This is a genomic window from Nocardia sp. Tas62D01 (assembly GCF_055232035.1).
In genome coordinates this window covers 5,786,369-5,803,412 of record NZ_JBUYUZ010000001.1, presented here as the reverse complement: position 1 = coordinate 5,803,412, position 17,044 = coordinate 5,786,369, and the positions used below count along the sequence as shown (strand labels likewise).

The 17,044-nt window shown below is 63.9% G+C and carries 18 protein-coding genes and 3 pseudogenes; 8 read left to right on the top strand and 13 right to left on the bottom strand.

The features are described 5' to 3' along the window. Nucleotides 1–268: 268 nt before the first annotated feature. Entirely contained in the window at nucleotides 269–481 is a 213-nt protein-coding gene (locus tag ACV7NQ_RS27530; RefSeq protein ID WP_463362267.1) for a hypothetical protein, read from the bottom strand. Between the two features lie 18 nt (nucleotides 482–499). Here ACV7NQ_RS27530 and ACV7NQ_RS27525 point away from each other — a divergent pair, with 18 nt between their 5' ends. Then, nucleotides 500–760, top strand: a complete 261-nt coding sequence (locus ACV7NQ_RS27525) for a tetratricopeptide repeat protein (RefSeq protein WP_463362266.1) — start codon at nucleotides 500–502, stop codon at nucleotides 758–760. 100 nt (nucleotides 761–860) lie between these two features. On the opposite strand, the pseudogene ACV7NQ_RS27520 reads toward ACV7NQ_RS27525, so the two are convergent. Further along, nucleotides 861–1,184 (bottom strand): annotated as a pseudogene (locus ACV7NQ_RS27520) (helix-turn-helix domain-containing protein); the annotation flags it as partial. A 716-nt stretch (nucleotides 1,185–1,900) separates the two neighbouring features. Between ACV7NQ_RS27520 and ACV7NQ_RS27515 the strand changes: the two are divergent. The 3 genes and pseudogenes from ACV7NQ_RS27515 to ACV7NQ_RS27505 all read left to right on the top strand — a co-directional run bounded on the left by ACV7NQ_RS27515 (nucleotide 1,901) and on the right by ACV7NQ_RS27505 (nucleotide 3,986). Then, nucleotides 1,901–3,318 (top strand): annotated as a pseudogene (locus tag ACV7NQ_RS27515) (IS3 family transposase). A 23-nt stretch (nucleotides 3,319–3,341) separates the two neighbouring features. After that, nucleotides 3,342–3,791, top strand: coding sequence for a hypothetical protein (locus ACV7NQ_RS27510; protein ID WP_463362265.1), 450 nt, complete (start codon nucleotides 3,342–3,344; stop codon nucleotides 3,789–3,791). A gap of 36 nt (nucleotides 3,792–3,827) precedes the next feature. Continuing rightward, on the top strand, nucleotides 3,828–3,986 hold the full coding sequence (locus ACV7NQ_RS27505; RefSeq protein WP_463366119.1) for a hypothetical protein: 159 nt from the start codon (nucleotides 3,828–3,830) through the stop codon (nucleotides 3,984–3,986). 26 nt (nucleotides 3,987–4,012) lie between these two features. On the opposite strand, the gene ACV7NQ_RS27500 is transcribed toward ACV7NQ_RS27505, so the two are convergent. Together ACV7NQ_RS27500 and ACV7NQ_RS27495 are read right to left on the bottom strand one after the other, a co-directional pair. Further along, the gene (locus tag ACV7NQ_RS27500) at nucleotides 4,013–4,501 is read right to left on the bottom strand and encodes a hypothetical protein (protein WP_463362264.1); all 489 of its coding nucleotides are present in this window, start codon (nucleotides 4,499–4,501) and stop codon (nucleotides 4,013–4,015) included. Beyond that, entirely contained in the window at nucleotides 4,498–4,974 is a 477-nt protein-coding gene (locus ACV7NQ_RS27495; RefSeq protein WP_463362263.1) for a hypothetical protein, read from the bottom strand. Before ACV7NQ_RS27495 ends, ACV7NQ_RS27500 begins: the two co-directional genes overlap by 4 nt. A gap of 752 nt (nucleotides 4,975–5,726) precedes the next feature. Between ACV7NQ_RS27495 and ACV7NQ_RS27490 the strand changes: the two genes are divergently transcribed. From ACV7NQ_RS27490 to ACV7NQ_RS27480, 3 genes and pseudogenes are all read left to right on the top strand, one after another. Continuing rightward, nucleotides 5,727–6,011, top strand: a complete 285-nt coding sequence (locus ACV7NQ_RS27490; RefSeq protein WP_463362262.1) for a helix-turn-helix domain-containing protein — start codon at nucleotides 5,727–5,729, stop codon at nucleotides 6,009–6,011. 143 nt (nucleotides 6,012–6,154) lie between these two features. Continuing rightward, a pseudogene (locus ACV7NQ_RS27485) lies at nucleotides 6,155–6,313 on the top strand (IS256 family transposase); the annotation flags it as partial. 452 nt (nucleotides 6,314–6,765) lie between these two features. Continuing rightward, entirely contained in the window at nucleotides 6,766–7,995 is a 1,230-nt protein-coding gene (locus ACV7NQ_RS27480; RefSeq protein WP_463365473.1) for an IS110 family RNA-guided transposase, read from the top strand. Between the two features lie 705 nt (nucleotides 7,996–8,700). On the opposite strand, the gene ACV7NQ_RS27475 is transcribed toward ACV7NQ_RS27480, so the two are convergent. From ACV7NQ_RS27475 to ACV7NQ_RS27435, 9 genes are all read right to left on the bottom strand, one after another. Then, nucleotides 8,701–9,231 (bottom strand): YbaB/EbfC family nucleoid-associated protein, encoded by a 531-nt coding sequence (locus ACV7NQ_RS27475; RefSeq protein ID WP_463362261.1) that lies wholly within the window; start codon nucleotides 9,229–9,231, stop codon nucleotides 8,701–8,703. A 13-nt stretch (nucleotides 9,232–9,244) separates the two neighbouring features. Beyond that, entirely contained in the window at nucleotides 9,245–9,721 is a 477-nt protein-coding gene (locus ACV7NQ_RS27470) for a DUF3558 family protein (protein ID WP_463362260.1), read from the bottom strand. Nucleotides 9,722–9,761: 40 nt separating this feature from the next. Beyond that, nucleotides 9,762–12,290, bottom strand: coding sequence for a TPR repeat domain-containing protein (locus ACV7NQ_RS27465; RefSeq protein WP_463362259.1), 2,529 nt, complete (start codon nucleotides 12,288–12,290; stop codon nucleotides 9,762–9,764). Beyond that, nucleotides 12,287–12,574 (bottom strand): hypothetical protein, encoded by a 288-nt coding sequence (locus tag ACV7NQ_RS27460; RefSeq protein ID WP_463365837.1) that lies wholly within the window; start codon nucleotides 12,572–12,574, stop codon nucleotides 12,287–12,289. The genes ACV7NQ_RS27465 and ACV7NQ_RS27460 overlap by 4 nt, the downstream gene beginning before the upstream one ends. Nucleotides 12,575–12,727: 153 nt before the next feature. After that, entirely contained in the window at nucleotides 12,728–13,435 is a 708-nt protein-coding gene (locus ACV7NQ_RS27455) for an ESX secretion-associated protein EspG (RefSeq protein WP_463362258.1), read from the bottom strand. A gap of 8 nt (nucleotides 13,436–13,443) precedes the next feature. Further along, a complete protein-coding gene (locus ACV7NQ_RS27450) occupies nucleotides 13,444–14,697 on the bottom strand; it encodes a WXG100 family type VII secretion target (RefSeq protein WP_463362257.1) in 1,254 nt (417 codons plus the stop codon). Nucleotides 14,698–14,777: 80 nt separating this feature from the next. After that, entirely contained in the window at nucleotides 14,778–15,458 is a 681-nt protein-coding gene (locus ACV7NQ_RS27445) for a DUF3558 domain-containing protein (RefSeq protein WP_463362256.1), read from the bottom strand. Further along, entirely contained in the window at nucleotides 15,455–15,838 is a 384-nt protein-coding gene (locus tag ACV7NQ_RS27440) for a hypothetical protein (protein ID WP_463362255.1), read from the bottom strand. Before ACV7NQ_RS27440 ends, ACV7NQ_RS27445 begins: the two co-directional genes overlap by 4 nt. Before the next feature lie 136 nt (nucleotides 15,839–15,974). Next, nucleotides 15,975–16,466: a DUF3558 domain-containing protein gene (locus tag ACV7NQ_RS27435; RefSeq protein ID WP_463362254.1), complete on the bottom strand. Its 492-nt coding sequence runs from the start codon at nucleotides 16,464–16,466 to the stop codon at nucleotides 15,975–15,977. A 176-nt stretch (nucleotides 16,467–16,642) separates the two neighbouring features. On the opposite strand from ACV7NQ_RS27435, the gene ACV7NQ_RS27430 reads away from it, so the two are divergent. After that, nucleotides 16,643–16,939 carry a helix-turn-helix domain-containing protein gene (locus tag ACV7NQ_RS27430; protein WP_463362253.1) on the top strand — a complete coding sequence of 99 codons (297 nt, stop codon included), beginning with the start codon at nucleotides 16,643–16,645 and terminating at the stop codon, nucleotides 16,937–16,939. Nucleotides 16,940–17,044 lie beyond the last annotated feature (105 nt).

Sequence of the window (17,044 nt, the reverse complement as noted above, 5' to 3'; positions counted from 1 at the left end):
ACGGGAGACGTGCCAGTAAGGAACGTGTCACCAAGTACATGAGCGCCGTAGGCACTATGCCCGTGGCGTGGTGCCGCTGATGATGCGGTGGATGGTGGAGCGGCCGACGCTGTATTCCGCGGCGAGGTCGGCAAGGCTCGCGTCGTCGTGGGGGTTGTGGTATCGGCGGTGAATCGTTTTCCGCGCGGCCAGGGGAGTTTCGGCTGTTTGCCCTTGAGTCGGCCCTTCGCGCGGGCCTTGGCCATGCCCTCGCGGGTGCGCAGGTGGTTCAGGTTCGCCTCGAACTCGGCGACCATGGCGAGGGTTGCAGGAATAGCTTGCCGAACGGGTCGTTCCAGTCGTAGATCGAGCTGCCGAGCCCGAATAACACGTCGCGTTTGCGCAGGCCGGTGAGGATGTCGCCGGCCTCGGCCATGTTGCGGGCGAACCGGTCGAACTTCGTCGTGGCCCAGCACTCCGGTCCCACCCGAGGTACGAGCACGACTACAGCAGCCCGCCGGTGACCAATGAGCCATACCCTGATCGCGTACCTCCTGATTGGCGGGCTGGGCGCCTCGCCGTCGCCTACTGGAGAGCGGGGCGAGTGGATGAGGCGATCACACTGTTCGAGCAGACCTTCGCCGACTTCGTACGGGTTCTCGGGTCTGAGCACCGCGACATATTGACCGTAGGCGGCCGCCTTGCCGCCGCCTACGAGGAGGCAAGGCACTTTGGTGGCGACAGTGCTTGCCCCGACCAAGAGGCGGAGCACACCGACTAGCAGTTGAACGATCTTTTACATGCGGCAGCACCTCAGACCACAACCCGCCGGCACGGGTCAGCCCCCATTCTCGTGCCCGAAACCGGGGCCGCCTTCCCGGTCAGGCCCTGGTGGAGTCGGGGGCCCGCAAGTAGCTGTAGACAGTCTCGCGGCTGACGCCGAACTCCTTGGCCAGCGCGGCTTTCGACTCCCCGCCGGCCGCACGGGCGCGCAGCTGGTTCGCTCGCTCGATGGTGAGGGCGGGTTTGCGGCCGGTGTAGGCGCCGCGAGTCTTGGCCGCGGCGATTCCCTCACGCTGGCGCTCGAGGATCAAGGTGCGCTCGAACTCAGCGAAGGCACCCATCACGCTCAGCAACAGGTTCGCCATCGGCGAATCCCCCCCGGTGAAGGTTAGGGACTCCTTCACGAACTCCACTCGCACGCCCCAGAGCCGTCGCCGGCAGCGCACTGGCCTACGCCTCCGATGCCGAACTCGGTCTCGTCGTTCCTGCGGATCTGCTCGCCGCCTACCGCGATTCCACCGCGCATCCCACGGCCCGCACCGGTGAGCGCGCCGACGTAAAACCGGGTCTTGCGGCGCCGGACAAGGCAGCCACCGCGGCCGTCGGCGTCACAGCTGCGGTGGCCGCGCTGAATACGCCCAACGCCGTCACAGCGGGAGACGCGTTGCGGTATCTGGTCGCTACCCCACGCGATCACGGGCTGGCTGTCACCGCAACCAATATCGGGTGGGGCAACAGGATCAGTCCCGTTCTGACCGCCGCGCAGCTGGCGGCACTGGCCCGTTCCTCAAGCCCAGTTGCCAACTGCGGTATCGCACGACAACGTCGATGCCCAGCCGACCCGCACCGGGACCGAGTCGCGCGCAACAGCTCTCCCGCCGAACCCCAACGATGCTGTGGCCGTCGTGGTCACTTCCGCTGGCGGTTCCGGGTTGCTACCAGCGCCAGATCCGGCCCGCGGTGTCAGCCGCCCTGCTGTTGGTCGGGACACGAGTGCGGCTCGGCGCGGCCCTGCGTGTCAGGCTGAGTTGAGTCCACTGGTTCACAGCAAATCGGCCTGACGCAGGGCGAGATACGGATCAACTTCTTCATGACCACCAGCACGAGGACCTCAACGATCGGGGGCCACAATGGACGGATGGATTCACCGGGGCCACGAGCCGACGAGCCCAAGCGGCGCCGCGCGTTCAGCGCGGCCGAGAAGCTCGCTCATCTTCGGGCCTACGAGGCCGCTGTCGAGCACGGCGACGGCGGTGGGTATCTGCGGCGTGAGGGCCTGTACTCGTCGTTGATCAGCGAGTGGCGCAAGCAGCGTGACGCCGGGGTGCTCGCGGGCCGCAAGCCCAGCGACAAGATCGGCAAGCTGACCGCCGAGCAATCCGAGATCGCCCGGTTGACGCGGGAGAACGCCCGGCTGAACAAGCGCCTGTCGACCACCGAGGCCGCCCTGGATATTATGGGAAAAGCGCACGCTCTCTTGGAAAACCTTTCCGAGAGAGCGGATTCCGACGAGCAGCGCAAGAAGCGTTGACCGCCGCGTATACGGCGTTGACCGCCGTGGGGGTGCCCACCCGGCAAGCGGCGTCGTTGACCGGGCTGGTGCGTTCGACCGCGATCCGCCGGGGCAAGGCCGCCGCCGCGCTCACTGTGGTGGTGTCCACGACACCGCCTCCGGACCCGGTCAACAAGCTGACCGTCCTGGAACGAGCGGGCATTCTGGCGGTGCTCACCAGCGACCGGTTCGTCGACCTGGCGCCGCTGCAGATTTACGCCCAGCTGCTCGATGAGGGTGTCTACCTGTGTTCGGTGTCCACGATGTATCGGGTGCTGCGGGAAAACCGGCAAGTCGGCGAACGCCGACGACTGGCGCGACACCCTGCGAAGGTGTGTCCGGAGCTGGTGCGACCGCGTCCAGGCAGGTGTATTCGTGGGACATCACCAAGCTCGCCGGCCCGATCAAAGGCCAATATTTCGATGCCTACGTGATGATCGACATCTACTCCCGCTACATCGTCGGTGTCCATGTCCATACTCACGAATCCGGTGTTCTGGCAACGGAATTGATGAAGGAGATCTTCGGTGTCCACGCCCGTCCCGCAGGTCGTGCACGCCGACCGCGGCACCTCGATGACATCCAAGACCGTCGCAGCGCTGCTCGCAGACCTCGAGGTCACCCGGTCGCATTCCCGGCCGCGGGTGTCCAACGACAACCCCTTTTCCGAGGCGCTGTTCAAAACCTTGAAATACGGGCCGGAATTCCCTGAACGCTTCGGAACACTCACCGAGGCAAGACAATTCATGGATTCATTCGCCCAGTGGTACAACCACGAACACCGCCACACCGGCATCGGCTTACACACACCCGCCGATGTCCACTACGGGCTGGCCACCGGCAAAGCAGCCGACCGGCGCGGGGTGCTCGACGTGGCCCGCGCCCGACACCCGCACCGCTTCGCCACCACAACACCGCCGAAGATCCTCGACCTGCCCCACACCGTCTGGATCAACCGACCCGCCGACGACAACACCCAGGAGACCGGTACCGCAGCCGCATAACACACCCAGCGGTCTCATTCGGCTTGACAAATTCCGCGGCAACAGAACTGCTCGCCAGCCCACTTACCGGGCACGGAGTCTCCCGGGTGCTGCAGCTGCTCACCCGTCACGACGACAATGCAGCAATACGGTCCGCGCTCACTCGAATGGCGGACTTTCTCGCCGAACACGACACCCCGATCGACTATCAACGGCGACGGCAGCTCGACTACACAGGGCTGCTGCCCGACAACGAGTGGCGGAGGATCTGCCGTACCCCTGGCACGCCCGGAGCCACCGCCAACCGCGCGCGTATCGCGCGGCGGTACCTCTTCGAACAACTCAGTGGAATGCCCGCACTGGATGTCGCTGTACCTGGCGAGGCCATGGAACGGACACACATCGCGGACTTCCCGCAGTACCTGGCCCCGGAACTCGTGGACGCACTCGACCAATGCGGGATGGTCGGATACTTAGGGCGCGCGAGTAATTAAGTCGTAACATCCGCTGTTTTTGAGAGATGTTGTGGTATGCGCGATTTCGTGGTGACGGTTGAGGATCTGGCAGCGAAGCTCGCTGCGTTGTTGCCGCATTTGAATGAGCGGCAGCGTCGGCTGTTGCTGGGTGCGGACGCGCGGATGCAACCAACACAAGCCAACACGCCGCCAGCTAGCCAACATTACGTGTAATTTATTCGCGCGCCCTTATGGCTTCTTTACGGCTGACTGCTGCCGATGGTGGCGCAGACGTGAACCCCGTTGCCACCCATCTGTTCCCAGCGAAGCTCCCCGTTGTTGTGCTCGTTCTCGAAATCGCTGATCACTTCGAGCACGGTCTGCCCGGTGTCGCTCGCCCATTCCGCTGCGCAGGTCGTGATTTCTACTCCCTCGCAGCTGCGTAGCCGGATGGGGGTATAGGCCAGCAGTTCCAGGCAAAGCTCCGCAGACATGGGTGTCGCGTCGGGTTCGGACTCGGCGCCCGCCATGTCGGCGGCGATTTCGAAGGCACGCAATGGAAATCGCCACACCGGAACGCCGGCTGGCTTTTCACCGAGCGCCGCTACCCACTCTTTGACGCTGCGGATGACGAACCGATGCAGCTCCGCGTCGTCGGGGCCTATCCGTTCCTCATCGGCCTTCTGCAACGGTCGATCCTGCGACCGCGACGGCCGCAGGATCTCACTAACCCGACTGCCGAGCCTCATGCGCCGAATCCTACGGTTGACTTCACCGCAGTTGTTGTTCGAGCGCTGCGGCGCTTCGCACTCAGCTCGACGCGGCGGCGGGCTTCGGTTTTTGCGCGATCGCCGCGGCGAAGACAACCGTCGTCATCGAGACGTACCCACCCTTGGATGACCATCCAAAGCTGTTGTGCCTGAGCATCGGTGGCGTTGAAGAACAGCGGGACGCCCATCGGGTCGGTCGCAGATGCGGCGATGGCAGCCCACGTCGGACTGCAGTTGTCATTACTTCGGCGGTAGTTCCTGATGAACAGCGCGACAGCGTAGCCGACGACCTCGGGCGACATGCGCGAGACATGGTCACCGTAGAAGCGGACATAGAAGCGGCGACCGGGACACAATGAGCGTACGGTCCGGTTCGACGCGAGCCATCCCGCCCTGTGCAGCATAGCGAAAGCGATCCGCCCGATCGGTTTGAACGGTGGCGTGCTGCCCATCTGGGGCAGCCACCACTTGCTGACCGCATCGAACCCCCACGCTTGCTGCCATGTGGGGCCGTGATTGTGGTCGATTCGGTGCAGCGTGACAGCCGAGGACAGTTCGACACCCAGCGACTCGCCTTCGGCTTGCAAGATCCGTTCGGCGTGTGCGATTTCCTCGTCGCACGCTGTCTGTCTGGCTATGTCCCGACTGCTGTGAGAACTATGTGCCAGGGCATCGACTGCATCGGCGGTAGGAACTTGTTTGGCGCGAAGCAGATCGAGGACGATCTGAGTCCGGTCATCCGAAGAGGCCAGAACCAGCGGGCGCCGGACCCCGAAACCGTACCGGGCCGGTGCGATCACTCGAGACAGCTCTATGGCGGCCGGGTCGCCTGCCAGGTCGGTTGTCGCCAACCATGTTTCGGCCTTGGTATCTGTGCCTTTCGCGGCACCCTTCACGATCGACGTCGACAACTGCATCCCTTCCGGTCATTCGAACACCTGATGAGGTGATAGACGGTGGCCCCCGCGCCCCCCAGAAATCGACGCGTCACAGCCTGGCATCCTCCACTTCCCGCGAGTCGTATTTCCAGCCCGCGTGTTGCAACCATTTACATGCTGTTTGTATCGCGTGCGATATACTAAGCCCGGATGCACGTCTCGTTCCGCGCGGCTGATGCGGGGTCGAGGCGGGTATGCCGTGCGATGATGCGGCCATGCCCGTACCGGAAGCCTCGCTGTCTCCGCAACAAAGGAAGGTGCGCAAGATGAGGCGGGACGCGGTCGGTGCTGCGATTCGGCGAGCCCGCGAGGCGGCGAAGATGAACCAGGACGAACTGGCCGCCGCTTCAGGCGTATCCAGACCTGTCATCGCCCGTATCGAGCTGGGCAACAGTGGCGTACAGATCGATCGACTGTGGGACCTGGCAGAAGCGCTGGCAACCACACCGTCAGCACTACTCGCCGACGCCGAACAACACCTGACGGCCGACACGAGAGCCACCGGTTCACCGACGGTCCGGGCACTGAAGAAGCGTGGTACTCGCGGGTGAGTGGAACTGCCGGTTGTTGTCCGGCAGAGTGGTGTAGCAGCTCGCTGATCGAGCAGTGAGTGTCGAACCCCGGACATGAGGGTGGTCACCGCGTGATCCTTCAAGAGACCGACCAAAGTCACTGAAGGAACAAAGTCCACGAGATGTCCGATATTCAGCGTATCGACCCGAACTCCCTGTTGTCCGACCAATTGGCCTCGGCCAGCCCCGATCTGCTGCGCACCATGCTGTCGAGTTTCATCCAGACACTAATGGGCGACGAAGCCGACGCAGCCTGCGGTGCCGGCTACGGCGAACGCAGCGCGACGCTGCCGGAAGGGGCTACTTTCCGGAAATCCGTTGGAGCCGATGCACCCTTCTGACTTCACTCGGTGGAGCAGATGCTCACCATCCCCGCTCCGCGACCCTCCGGCAGGTCACGCACCAGGACATCATTGACTGGCTCGCCACGCGAAGCGATACCCAGCGCGAGGCGGTAGCCCTCCGAGACCTATTCAGGGTCCTAATGAGATGTAGCGGGTCGGTCGATCGGGCAGACTCGCTACTGGTAGCGGCTGGTAGGTGAGCACTGATTGGCCCCGGACTTCGAGTCCTGCTTTGAGATCGTGCCCCTGCCGGTCGGCCGGGAGAAATGGATCGCTGATGGGATGTCGTGCCTGCCGCATGACGGCGTGAGCACCGATTCATTAGGTCGCCGACGTTCTCCCGCACGCTGCCGGATTTGGTGTCCGACAACGATGAAGAGGGAACAGCTGTGCTGCTGGTCGGTGATGACTGGGCCGAGGACCACCACGATGTCGAGCTGATGGATGAGGCCGGGAAACGGCTGGCCAAGGCTCGATTACCGGAAGGGATCGCCGGGATCACCCGGCTGCACGCCATGATCGGTGAACACCTCGGCGACGACGCCGATGCCGCGCAGGTACGGATCGGGATCGAAACCGATCGTGGCCCGTGGGTCGCGGCGTTGATCGCGGCCGGCTACACGGTGTACGCGGTGAACCCGTTGCAGGCGGCCCGGTTCCGGGAACGCCGCAGCGTTTCGGGTGCGAAGAGCGATGCCGCCGACGCGCATACCCTTGCCGACATGGTCCGTACCGACGCGCACCAGTTGCGTCCGGTCGCCGGGGACAGTCCCGCCGCAGAAGCGGTGAAAGTTGTTGCGCGAGCACATAAAACGTTGATCTGGGAACGCACCCGCCACACGCAGCGGTTACGGTACGCGTTGCGGGAGTACTTCCCCGCCGCTTTGGAAGCGTTCGACGACCTCGACGCTCCCGACGCCCTGGAGCTGCTCGGCAAGGCACCCGACCCGGCCGCCGCGGCGCGGTTGTCGCTCAACCAGATCCGGGCCGCGCTGAAGCGGGCCGGCCGCCGCGGCGACCTCGACGCTAGAGCCGCCCGTATCCAGGCAATCCTGCGCAGCGAGCAGCTGGGCCGCAACCAGGTCATCGCGGCGGCCTACGCGGCAGGGACCCGCGCCGCGGTCGCGGTCCTGGCCACCCTCGACGAGCAGGTGAAAGTCCTGCAAGGGGAGGTCGAGGCCCATTTTGGCCGGCACCCGGCCGCTGAGATCATCTTGTCCCAGCCAGGACTGGGCAAGATCCTCGGCGCCCGGGTGCTCGCCGAGTTCGGGGACGACCCCACCCGCTACGCCAGCGCCAAGGCCCGCAAGAACTATGCCGCGACCAGCCCCATCACCCGCGCCTCGGGGAAAATGAAGGTCGTCGCGGCCCGGTTCGTGCACCAGGACCGGCTCGTCGACGCGCTGATGGCCCAAGCATTCAGTGCGCTCAACGTATCGCCGGGAGCCCGCGCCTACTACGACAAGCAACGCGCCCGCGGCCTAGCCCACCGTGCCGCCCTGCGTCAGGTCGCCAACCGGCTCGTGGGCATCCTCCACGGCTGCCTCAAATCCGGAACCCTCTACAACGAGACCACCGCCTGGACACACCACACCCAAGATCAACAAGCCGCAGCTTGACAAGCTAAGCCCTGGGATGTCTCAAAGCTCGGCGCTTGGTCTTCGCCGACCCAGCTCGCCGGGTCCGGCCGGGAACCAGCCCCGTCAAGCCGCCCGTCCCAGTCGCGGAGTCGCGGCTACGGCAGGTCGCTCTCGCCGCTGCGGGAAAACCCGCCCCTGCGGGCCGTTGTCGCACTCGCAGGCATCCACGCCTTCTTCGCCCGAGAGATCAGAACGCTCCTGGACAGCGACATCGACATGGGCGGCCGACGCTTGCACCACCGAGGCACCAGCCGACCACTGGACGACTTCACGGTGATGGCGCTCACTGAACTTCCCCACTGACGCTCACCGAAATTCCCCAATCGAGCACAAAGCTCGGCGTGCCTGTTCTCTGACTGCGGCTGGTGTTCGGAAAACGGACCCGTTTCCGAACGACGTCCAACGAACCAGTACTGCCTGGCGATGGCCCTATGGACTACTCGGGACGAGGCCTGGTGACCCTGCTGCACGCCTCTCATGGGGCCAACCCAACCACCAACTGCGAACCCGCACAGCTCTCCAAAAACCGTGAGTGCTGCGAGGGCGGCTAGGTGGTCTGCCGGTAGTGTCGTTTGTGGTGGTGTGATCATCGGGGTTGTTGTCGGCTGCCTCGGCAATCGCTTCGGTGAGTAACGACTGGCTGATCAGATCGCCAGTGCCCCAATGGTGCTGGCGCGTAGAGCTTCAGTACTCGAGCCATCCCTGTCGCCGCTTGCGCGCATAGTAGTCGTCGTCTTCTTCATCATCCCAGTCGTTGTCTGGGGTCGCGGCGGGACCCGTTGATGTTTCATGGACTGACGGAGGCAGTGGCGAATGAGGAGGACTGTCGACCCCCGATGTTGCCGTCGGAGTGGTCCAGTGTGGCTCGTGCCCGCCCGATTGCGGCGCCGAGGGCTGTTTTATCGGCAGGGCATCTGGCTGAACGGTCATATCCACCACCCGGGCGACCTGCGGATCGTCCATCAGTTCCTGCATGGCCACCGCAGCACGCGGTTCGGCATCCTGAACCGCTCGCCGGTACGCGTACAGGATCAGGTCGGATAGTCCGCTCGGGCCGGCGGCGACGGCTTGGGCATCTACCGAGATCGCCTGCAGGTGGCCTTTCGAATCGACCTCGATCGTCACGCCGCCGACTCGCGCCAACCCGCGGATCTGGGCCAGCGTCTGCTGTGCTCGCAGGACTTTGGCTCCGACCTCGTCGTAAGGACTCGCCACGATTAGCCTTCCGTCACTTGGCGGGTGGGATGTGTTTTTCCAGCACGGTTACTACGCGAGTCAAATCGCCGCATAGGTCTTTCAGGCCGCCGTAGGAGTCGATGAACTCGAACTCGACATATCCTCCGCGCACATCGAGTCTCATAAGGCAGGCGAACAGTCGAGTGTCGCCAGTACGGTGGTCCAGGTCGCCACGATGGTCGCCGATCGTTATCGACTGCAGGTCTCTGGGTTTACTCTTCTTCCATGCAGCAGCACCGTCCCCGGACTTGTACTGAATATTTATTGAGAAGGCCGGATCCGCGCTGAACAAAGTACATGTTTGCTCTGGAATCTGTGCTCTAGTCTTGTGCGCAGGATCCAGACCAGCTTCCGTTAGGGCGGCATCAGAAAAATCTGAGCAGGGATCCCATTTCGGGAGATCGGACACTGATGGATTATCTGCACCACACCCCGCCGAAAAGATTCCGAGCGCGACGGTCGCGACCACAAAAATGGGCGACCTTGTTCGCGGGCGAATCAATTGAACCTCATTTCCATTGATTGGCGGCGGTCGGCACCTTGTCGCCTCTGAGGACCGATACGAAGAGCTGTTGGTCGGCAGTAGTCATGTTGCCGCCGAAAACAATCTGGTTGACTTCATTGTCCCCGCTGTGGGCGTCGTCCATGTACTGGTTGAGGCGGTTCGGGTTTACTCCCGCGCCTTCAAGGATTTGCGGAATGAGCGTCGCGTCAGCGCTCTTGATTTGCTCGAACGGTTTGAGCGTGCCGTTATCGGCCAAGTTGCCCGGGAGCGCATGGGAATCAATACGGCCCGAGTCGACAAGCGCTTCGAGCATGGTGTATCGGCGTCCCGCGCTCGCTCGTGAGTCGGTTTGCACTTCGGTGAGGTCGAGGTTGTCGTAGTTGATCGCCGGGTAGGGGGTGGAAGGCTTGTCGTTGATCGCGCCGACCGTGGGGTCTTTGAGGAAGGCTTCGATGGAATTGGCCATCGGCGACCACACATATTTCTCGTACGGCAGTGTCTTGACGCCCAGGTTTATGTACTCCTTGGCGGTCATGAATCCGGCACCGAGGCGCTCTTTGCGGTGGTCGCTTGCCGATTGATCGTCGTAACCGTGGAGGCCGCTTTCGGCCGCGATGCCGCCCTCGACGAGACCACGTAAGCGCCCCGAGTCCAGAGCCAACTCTGGGCCGCCCTGTCCGAGGGCGAAGGCGCTGTCGAATTGGTGGGCTTGGGCGATGGCGGCGCCGTTGATGATGGCGGCAGCTTTCGGGTCGCCGTCGAGGAGGGTGAAGACACGGGTAGATTCAACTGGATTGAGCGTGCCGAATCCGTGTGTGCCGGTGAGGTTTTCCGGAGCGCCTGCCATGTTGCCGACGTACGGTGCGAGGGCGCCAGCGACATGCTGGGCGACTTGCGGGGTCATCTGCCCGCCGTGGGGCATCTTGACGTCCGCAGAGTTCTCGCCAGTCGACAGGACGTTGAAGTTGTTGGTGCCGTCGGAGGAATGGGTGGTGGACAAGATCTGCGACAGACCCTGCGCGGACCTCCCGGCAAGGTTGGCATTGTCGAGCTGCGACTGATAGTGCGGGTCCCCGGGAGGGACGGTGACTTGCGCGTCCTGGTGGATCCAGTCGAGCATCGAGTTGATCGCTGGACCGTTGGTTCCGTCGGGCCAATGCCGTTGCAGCAGCGGCATCACATCGGTGTCAGGATGGTAGCCACTTCCCAGTACTTCCGGGCCGCCTTGGCCGGTGAGGATGGCGGTGGTTCCTTCGTGGTTGCGGGAGGCGATCTCGACCGACTTGCTGATCGAATCGTCCAGCGGGTAGCCGGAATCCGGGTTCAGTTGGTTGTTATGGGTCTGCTGCCAGGCCAGGTGCGATCCCTGCCGGTACAGTTCGGTCGACGTTTTGGTGCCCGGTTCGATGCCTTGATCGGACATGCCCAGTGCGTCCAGGAACCTGTTCTGTTTGGTGAGGAACGCGTTCATATTCGCGCTCTCGGGGCGCTGTCCCATGTCGGGGTACTGCTGGGTATTGGCATCAGGCCCCTGAGTGCCCGCGCGGGTGGAGATCAGTTGCCTGACATCGGATGGAAGCCGGTCGTAGCTACCCGGCGAGGTGAGTTTGCCGCTCCCGTCGCGGCCGGTGCCGACCTTCTCATCCGACAACATCAGCAGTGCATTGCTCATCGCCGCCGCGCTGGCCTGTCCGCCAGGTCCCTGCGCCTTCAATTGCTCACTCGCGGCGATGAAGCCATCCGCGCCAGCACTGTTGAAGAACTGCTGGGTGAACTCCTGCGTCGCGGCCGGGATGGTCGCACCGTTGCCTTGGAGGTACGCGGCGAGCTGCTCGGGCGGGATACCGGAGGCTTTCATGTCCTCACCGAGTTCGGTCAGCAGCTCCGGGGGAATCGGCTGCCCCGAGGCGACCGCATCATGGATCTTCTTACCCAGGGCCGCGCCCACAGGCCCGCTCAGAGCGGTGCCGCCGCCATCCTTGCCCCCACCCGGGCCGCCATGGGCGGAGAGATCTGCCAGTCCGGCGGCGATAGTGGCTTTCGCGGCTGCGACAGCCGACCCGGCATTGGCCAACTGCTCTTTGAGGCGGGTCTGGTAATCGGCGGCGGCACGGTTCAGGTTGCCCTGCATGATGGCGGCCACTGCGTCGGTCTTGGCGTTCGGGAACTCCGGAGCGGTCACGCCACCGTCGGGCCACACCGACATGCCGGCACCGGTCGCTTCGCCATAGATCTTGACTACCGCGGCCTGGTACCCAGCAATAGCCGACCCAGCAGAGGTAAACGACTGCGCGACAGCATCAGCCGCCCGGAACGCCTTCGACGCAGCAAGGAATTCGGTAAGAGCACGCGCCGAGGCCGCCGATGCTGCGTTGCCCTGCCAATGCAACGCCGTATTATCAACTGCGCGTTGCGCTTCGGCCATCCGGTCGGAGAAGTTCTTCCCCGCGGCCTCCACATCGTTCCCGGCCTTAGTCAGGGTTTCGGGCTTCCAACTGAAGACCTGGGGAACGGTCGGAATCTGAATCGTCATAGCTGCGCCCGCAGCTTGTTCAGCTGATCGGTGAATGTTTGCTCAACGGCCTCATAGTCGTTGGCGCTGGTACCGGCCGCATCCGACATCGCCCGCAGACTGTCGGCCTGTCGTCCGAAGGTGGCACTGAACTTTTGTGCAACATCGGTGGCGATCTCGCCGAGATCGGTGTCGGGCATCACCACCTGCGCCAGACCGGGCATCGGTATGTGTGCGATCGCATCGGCCTTGCCCGACAAGTCCTGCGCCAAGCGGCGAAGCGCATCGAAGTCGGCCTCGAGCATTTCCCCCAACAGACTTACCTCTCCATCACGGATATCAGCCTCGGGCCGACGCTATCACAGCTATACGGAGCAAGCCCGGTGCGAGAACGCTCGTAAATGTGCGGCTATCACACCGGTGAGCTGGGCAAATTCAAGACACAGGCGTGCAGGTGGTCAGCGGATTCCGGCGAGATGAGTGATGTGCTGAGCGAGCTCGCTGTCACCGACTGGAGTGAGCGTCAAGTCGTGACCGATGGTGAGCAGGTAACGGCCGTCGCCGGTGAAGTCCAGCCACGTGCGGTGCCGTGGTGGCGGCGACATCGGGTCCCCTGGATTGGCTGTGATGGTGAGGTAGCCGCGGGCATCGATCGGGCGGCGCAGCACTTGCCGAAACCGCTTGGCGCGGCGGCTGTCCTCGGTCTCCTGCCACTGTCCGGGATCAGGGAACAACACCGCCTCCCGGGGCTCCCGCATCACCTCCAACGTGCCCACCGGCGCCGACCCGATCGCTGTGATCAGGTGTTTGGCGACGTTGCGAGCGTGACAGGACACCACGGTGACCGCATCGACGGTCGCGAGCACGGCCGCGCCCCAGTCGGAGAAGGCAGCCCCGAGAGCCAGGATCGGGTCGGGCAAACGCTGCCCGTCGGCGAAGCGGTCACCGAACACAGCGATCGTCGTGACATCGGTACGGGCGAGAAACTTCAATGTCCCAGTCAAGTCCGGGTCACCGTTGAGCGGGAACCGCTCGGCAAGTTTCAATGCGGCCCTAGCACTTTCGGTGCCCACCGTGCCCCGAGGCGCGAGATCGATCGGGTAGGGACGGCGATCGCGCCTGGTCTCGGTCGCCCAGACATGACCGAACTCGTCCGGGGTGAACACCCACCGCACTACCCATCCCCTCGCGGCCTATTGTCAGACCTCCTGGGTGGAGGTGGTGGCTCGTCATCGGTTGCGTCCCAACCGATCACGGCGGGCATCGTCGGATCGACCTTGCCCAGCTCTTCGTACTTGCGCCGCAAATAGTCCGGGCTGCCCTTGCTACGGTCGGAATCCGAACCCTGCCCGCGCCCGGCCCCCGGCATCCCGCTCATCGGCGCAGACGAGCTGCCCGTCGTCGGGCGCGCGCCAGCCGTGTTGACCGGGCTGGTTCCCACAGGTGACTGTGGTTGCCCCGGAACCGATGCCCCCGGTCCATTCGGACGACTTCCGGACGATCCTGGGACGCCACTGGCACCACGAGGAGAACCCGATACGCCGGAGACGGGCGAGCCCGGGGTGGAAGGCACCGCGCTCGCAGGTGATGCCTGCGTTTTGTCCACAGGGGTGGTGCCCGCAGAGGCCGTTGATGTGTTCGAGGTCGACGACGGTTTCGTTGCGGCGGGGTCATCCAGCGACGACGACTTCGTCTGCGTAGGCGTCGATTGGCTGTCTGGTTGCGGATTTTCGGCAGATGGCTGCTCAATCGACTTCCCGTCACCGGGCTCACCATTCTTGCCGTTCTCGCCGGGACTAGCGCCAACATCGACTTGGCCGGGGTCACCACCCGGCTGCTGACTTGCATCACTGGGGCTGAGCGCACCGGGGCCGGGCGGCAACGGAACGAACCGTGGAACACTGTCACCTGACGCAGGCAAAGTCGGGTTGTACACGAAGTTCATCGTGTCCTGCGCGGTCGCCTCGGCCGCGGCTGCCGCAACGTTGTACGCCGTGCGCCGGTCCGCCCCGTTCGCGGCTTCCATCGCCGGATCGGTATCTTCCTGATAGGGCGGGGGCGGCGGCGGGATCGCGGCTTTGACCGTTTGTGCGGCGCTGGAATTCAGGTCCATCAGGCGCTGAACCATCAGGGCTGTGTCGTGCTGTTCGCCTCCCGCGGTGACGAACGCGTCGGTCGACTGTTGGGCGGTGGAAGCGAATGTGCCCGACCAGGACGCGAATTCGCTCTTCACGTCCCGAGAGAATGTATCGAAGAGCTCGTGAAGCTTGTCGGCTCGTTTGCTCCACTCGCTTGCGATCTGTCCCATCGCACCCGGGTCCAGCTTCTCGTGCACCAGATCCCAGATCTGCTGGTGCCTATAGCTGTCGAACGACTCCCGATCGGGAACATAGGCCGGATCGACGCCAGACGATCCGAACCCACTCACATGAGCAAGCTGGCTCTGGTGCTGGCGAATGTCGTCAGCGATCTCTTTACTCGTCCGTCTACCCACGACGCCCTCCCAATTCAGCTGTCCCCGATACGCGGAATGATCCCATGCACCAAATCGACCATCCCCGAACACCTTTCGGGTGCCGGTCCGGCGAGGTGATCCGCGAAGATGACGCGGTCGAAGTCGATGTACCCCACCTTGGTCTGCAACAGAACAGTGCATCCGGTGCTAGGCATCTGCGGCCGCACGATCAACACAGCGTGACCATCGATCGTCGCGTCCTGGATCTGAGCGCTGTCGTCGGTGAACTTCGCGCGGCCCTCGTCCAAGGTGCGGTTACCCGACAGGATGCCCAGGGTGTATGCCTTGTCCGGTGACTTAAATGCACAGCCCAGGAACGTGTACTCGGCGTGGATGTCGGTCGACCGTTTGCGTGAGCGCGGGTCATATCCGAGATGGCTGATCGTGTCGTCATCGATCCAGGTGCAGGGGTCGAACGCGACGTCCGGGCGGTTCTGGTTCTGCTGCTTCGGTGGCTGCAGGTCGGGCGCGGTCAACGTCGGAAACGGCGGCCGGCCTGCCGTGCTCGCCGCGGTCGAGCCTGATCCGGAGGCCGTCGCGGCAGGGGAACTGGCCACCGGGTTTCCAACTCCTGACGAGGAGCATCCAGCTACCGTCAACGCGCCCAAAGCCAGAATCGAGGCAGCCGAAAAACGGCGAAAAATATTGGTTCGCAACGCTTTTACTACTGTCACGCGGGATCCTCGAGTTGGTCGGCCGCGACTTTGATCGCTGCGCGGTTCGCGGCGTCGGCGTCTTCGAACTGTTTTCCGGCCGCCAAATACGCCGCCTTGTACCGCAAGACCGTCTCCCGCAACGCGGTCAACGCGTCGATGTACTCGCGCCCTTTCGCGCTGAACCCCTTGGCCACCGCATGCCCGGACGGAAGATCGGGAAAGCCCGTCACGTTGGCCAGACTCCAGGCCGCCGCGATCTCGTCTTGCAATCCATCCGCCAGCGTGTCGCAGGAGGCTGCGAGCCGTCTGGCGCCGTCCTCGGGTACTTGAAACAGGTCGGCCTTGGCGGCATTGTAGGCCGCTTGGGCGTTCTTCTGCCCCTTGTCCGGTAGCGCCATGACCGCACACCCCCCTCCGGTCTCGGCCGCCGGGCATGGCTAACCCAGCTTCGGTGGGAAAAGCGTATCAGTGCGCGCGTGCCGACATTCGGCGCTGACCTACCGCCCAGATCGGGCTAGTTTCTCGTTCTCGTACTCAGCGCGGCAGCAGCGGGACCACGACGTTCGCGACCTCGATAGCGCGGTCGTGGGGCGCGACACCGCCTCGTAGCTCCAATCGCAGCACCTCAATGCTGAACGAGCCCAGGATAGAGGCGAAGATCAGGTTGCAGTGGTCGCCGGCCCTATCGGACGCCGGGCGGTACCGCAGGCCAGGGCGGCCCGCGATCCTGACCGGGACAAACTCGGCACCGGCTTCCTTACGTGTGAAGTCGTCGACTGTGTAGACCTGCGACCACACATCGACCGAGTAGGTCCGCGGATCATCGTGACCGCCGCATCGCGTGAACCCGTCGATCCGGTCGATGCCGCCGACGTCCGAGCTGAGTGTGGACGGGTCAACGCCGATCCGCCGCCAGACGTCGTCGCCGATCAGGGAGGGATCCCACAGTGCATCCGTAGCTGCCGTTCTGTCGGTAGCACTGCCGCGGGCGCCGAGGGCTGCGTTGAATTCTGCTTTGTCCCGCACGCCGCGCCTCCTATGTGTCGCCAATCCAGGAAGTTGGCAGTCCCATTGCCTGCCGACGAGAATATAGCCTAACGTGCAGTTTGTATCGCATGCGATATATTGACGCTATCGTACATGCGTCGTGCCGGACAGCGAGCTCACGGGATTGATCGGGTGGGGCGTGCGATGATGCGGCCATGCCCGTGCCGGAAGCGTCGCTGTCTCCACAACAGAGCAGGGTGCGCAAGCTGAGGCGGAACGCGGTAGGCGCGGCCATTCGTCGCACCCGCGAGTCGGCTGGGATGACCCGAGACGATCTGGCAAAAGTCTCCGGCGTATCGCAACCCGCTCTCGCTCGCATCGAGTTGGGGACCAGCAGCGTCCAGATCGATCGGTTGTGGGATATCGCCGAAGCGTTATCCACCACGCCGTCAACACTTCTGGCAGACGCCGAGAAGCACATGTCACCAACCGCCCCGACTGAACGCCATTGAATCTTGCCCGGAAGCCAGGGCGGCGACCGGTGACCTACCGTTCCGGGTGAGATCGCCCTGCCAGAAGCCGCAACTCGCCGTATCCGTCGATGGCGAGAGCACCAT

What these genes read in the sequence shown, in the direction of transcription:
- ACV7NQ_RS27505 (WP_463366119.1), top strand. Translation starts at nt 3,828, where the DNA reads ATGCGCGATTTCGTGGTGACGGTTGAGGATCTGGCAGCGAAGCTCGCT.
- ACV7NQ_RS27490 (WP_463362262.1), top strand. Translation starts at nt 5,727, where the DNA reads ATGAGGCGGGACGCGGTCGGTGCTGCGATTCGGCGAGCCCGCGAGGCG.
- ACV7NQ_RS27495 (WP_463362263.1), bottom strand. Translation starts at nt 4,974, where the DNA reads ATGGGCAGCACGCCACCGTTCAAACCGATCGGGCGGATCGCTTTCGCT.
- ACV7NQ_RS27430 (WP_463362253.1), top strand. Translation starts at nt 16,643, where the DNA reads ATGCCCGTGCCGGAAGCGTCGCTGTCTCCACAACAGAGCAGGGTGCGC.
- ACV7NQ_RS27465 (WP_463362259.1), bottom strand. Translation starts at nt 12,290, where the DNA reads ATGACGATTCAGATTCCGACCGTTCCCCAGGTCTTCAGTTGGAAGCCC.
- ACV7NQ_RS27460 (WP_463365837.1), bottom strand. Translation starts at nt 12,574, where the DNA reads ATGCTCGAGGCCGACTTCGATGCGCTTCGCCGCTTGGCGCAGGACTTG.
- ACV7NQ_RS27500 (WP_463362264.1), bottom strand. Translation starts at nt 4,501, where the DNA reads ATGAGGCTCGGCAGTCGGGTTAGTGAGATCCTGCGGCCGTCGCGGTCG.
- ACV7NQ_RS27440 (WP_463362255.1), bottom strand. Translation starts at nt 15,838, where the DNA reads ATGGCGCTACCGGACAAGGGGCAGAAGAACGCCCAAGCGGCCTACAAT.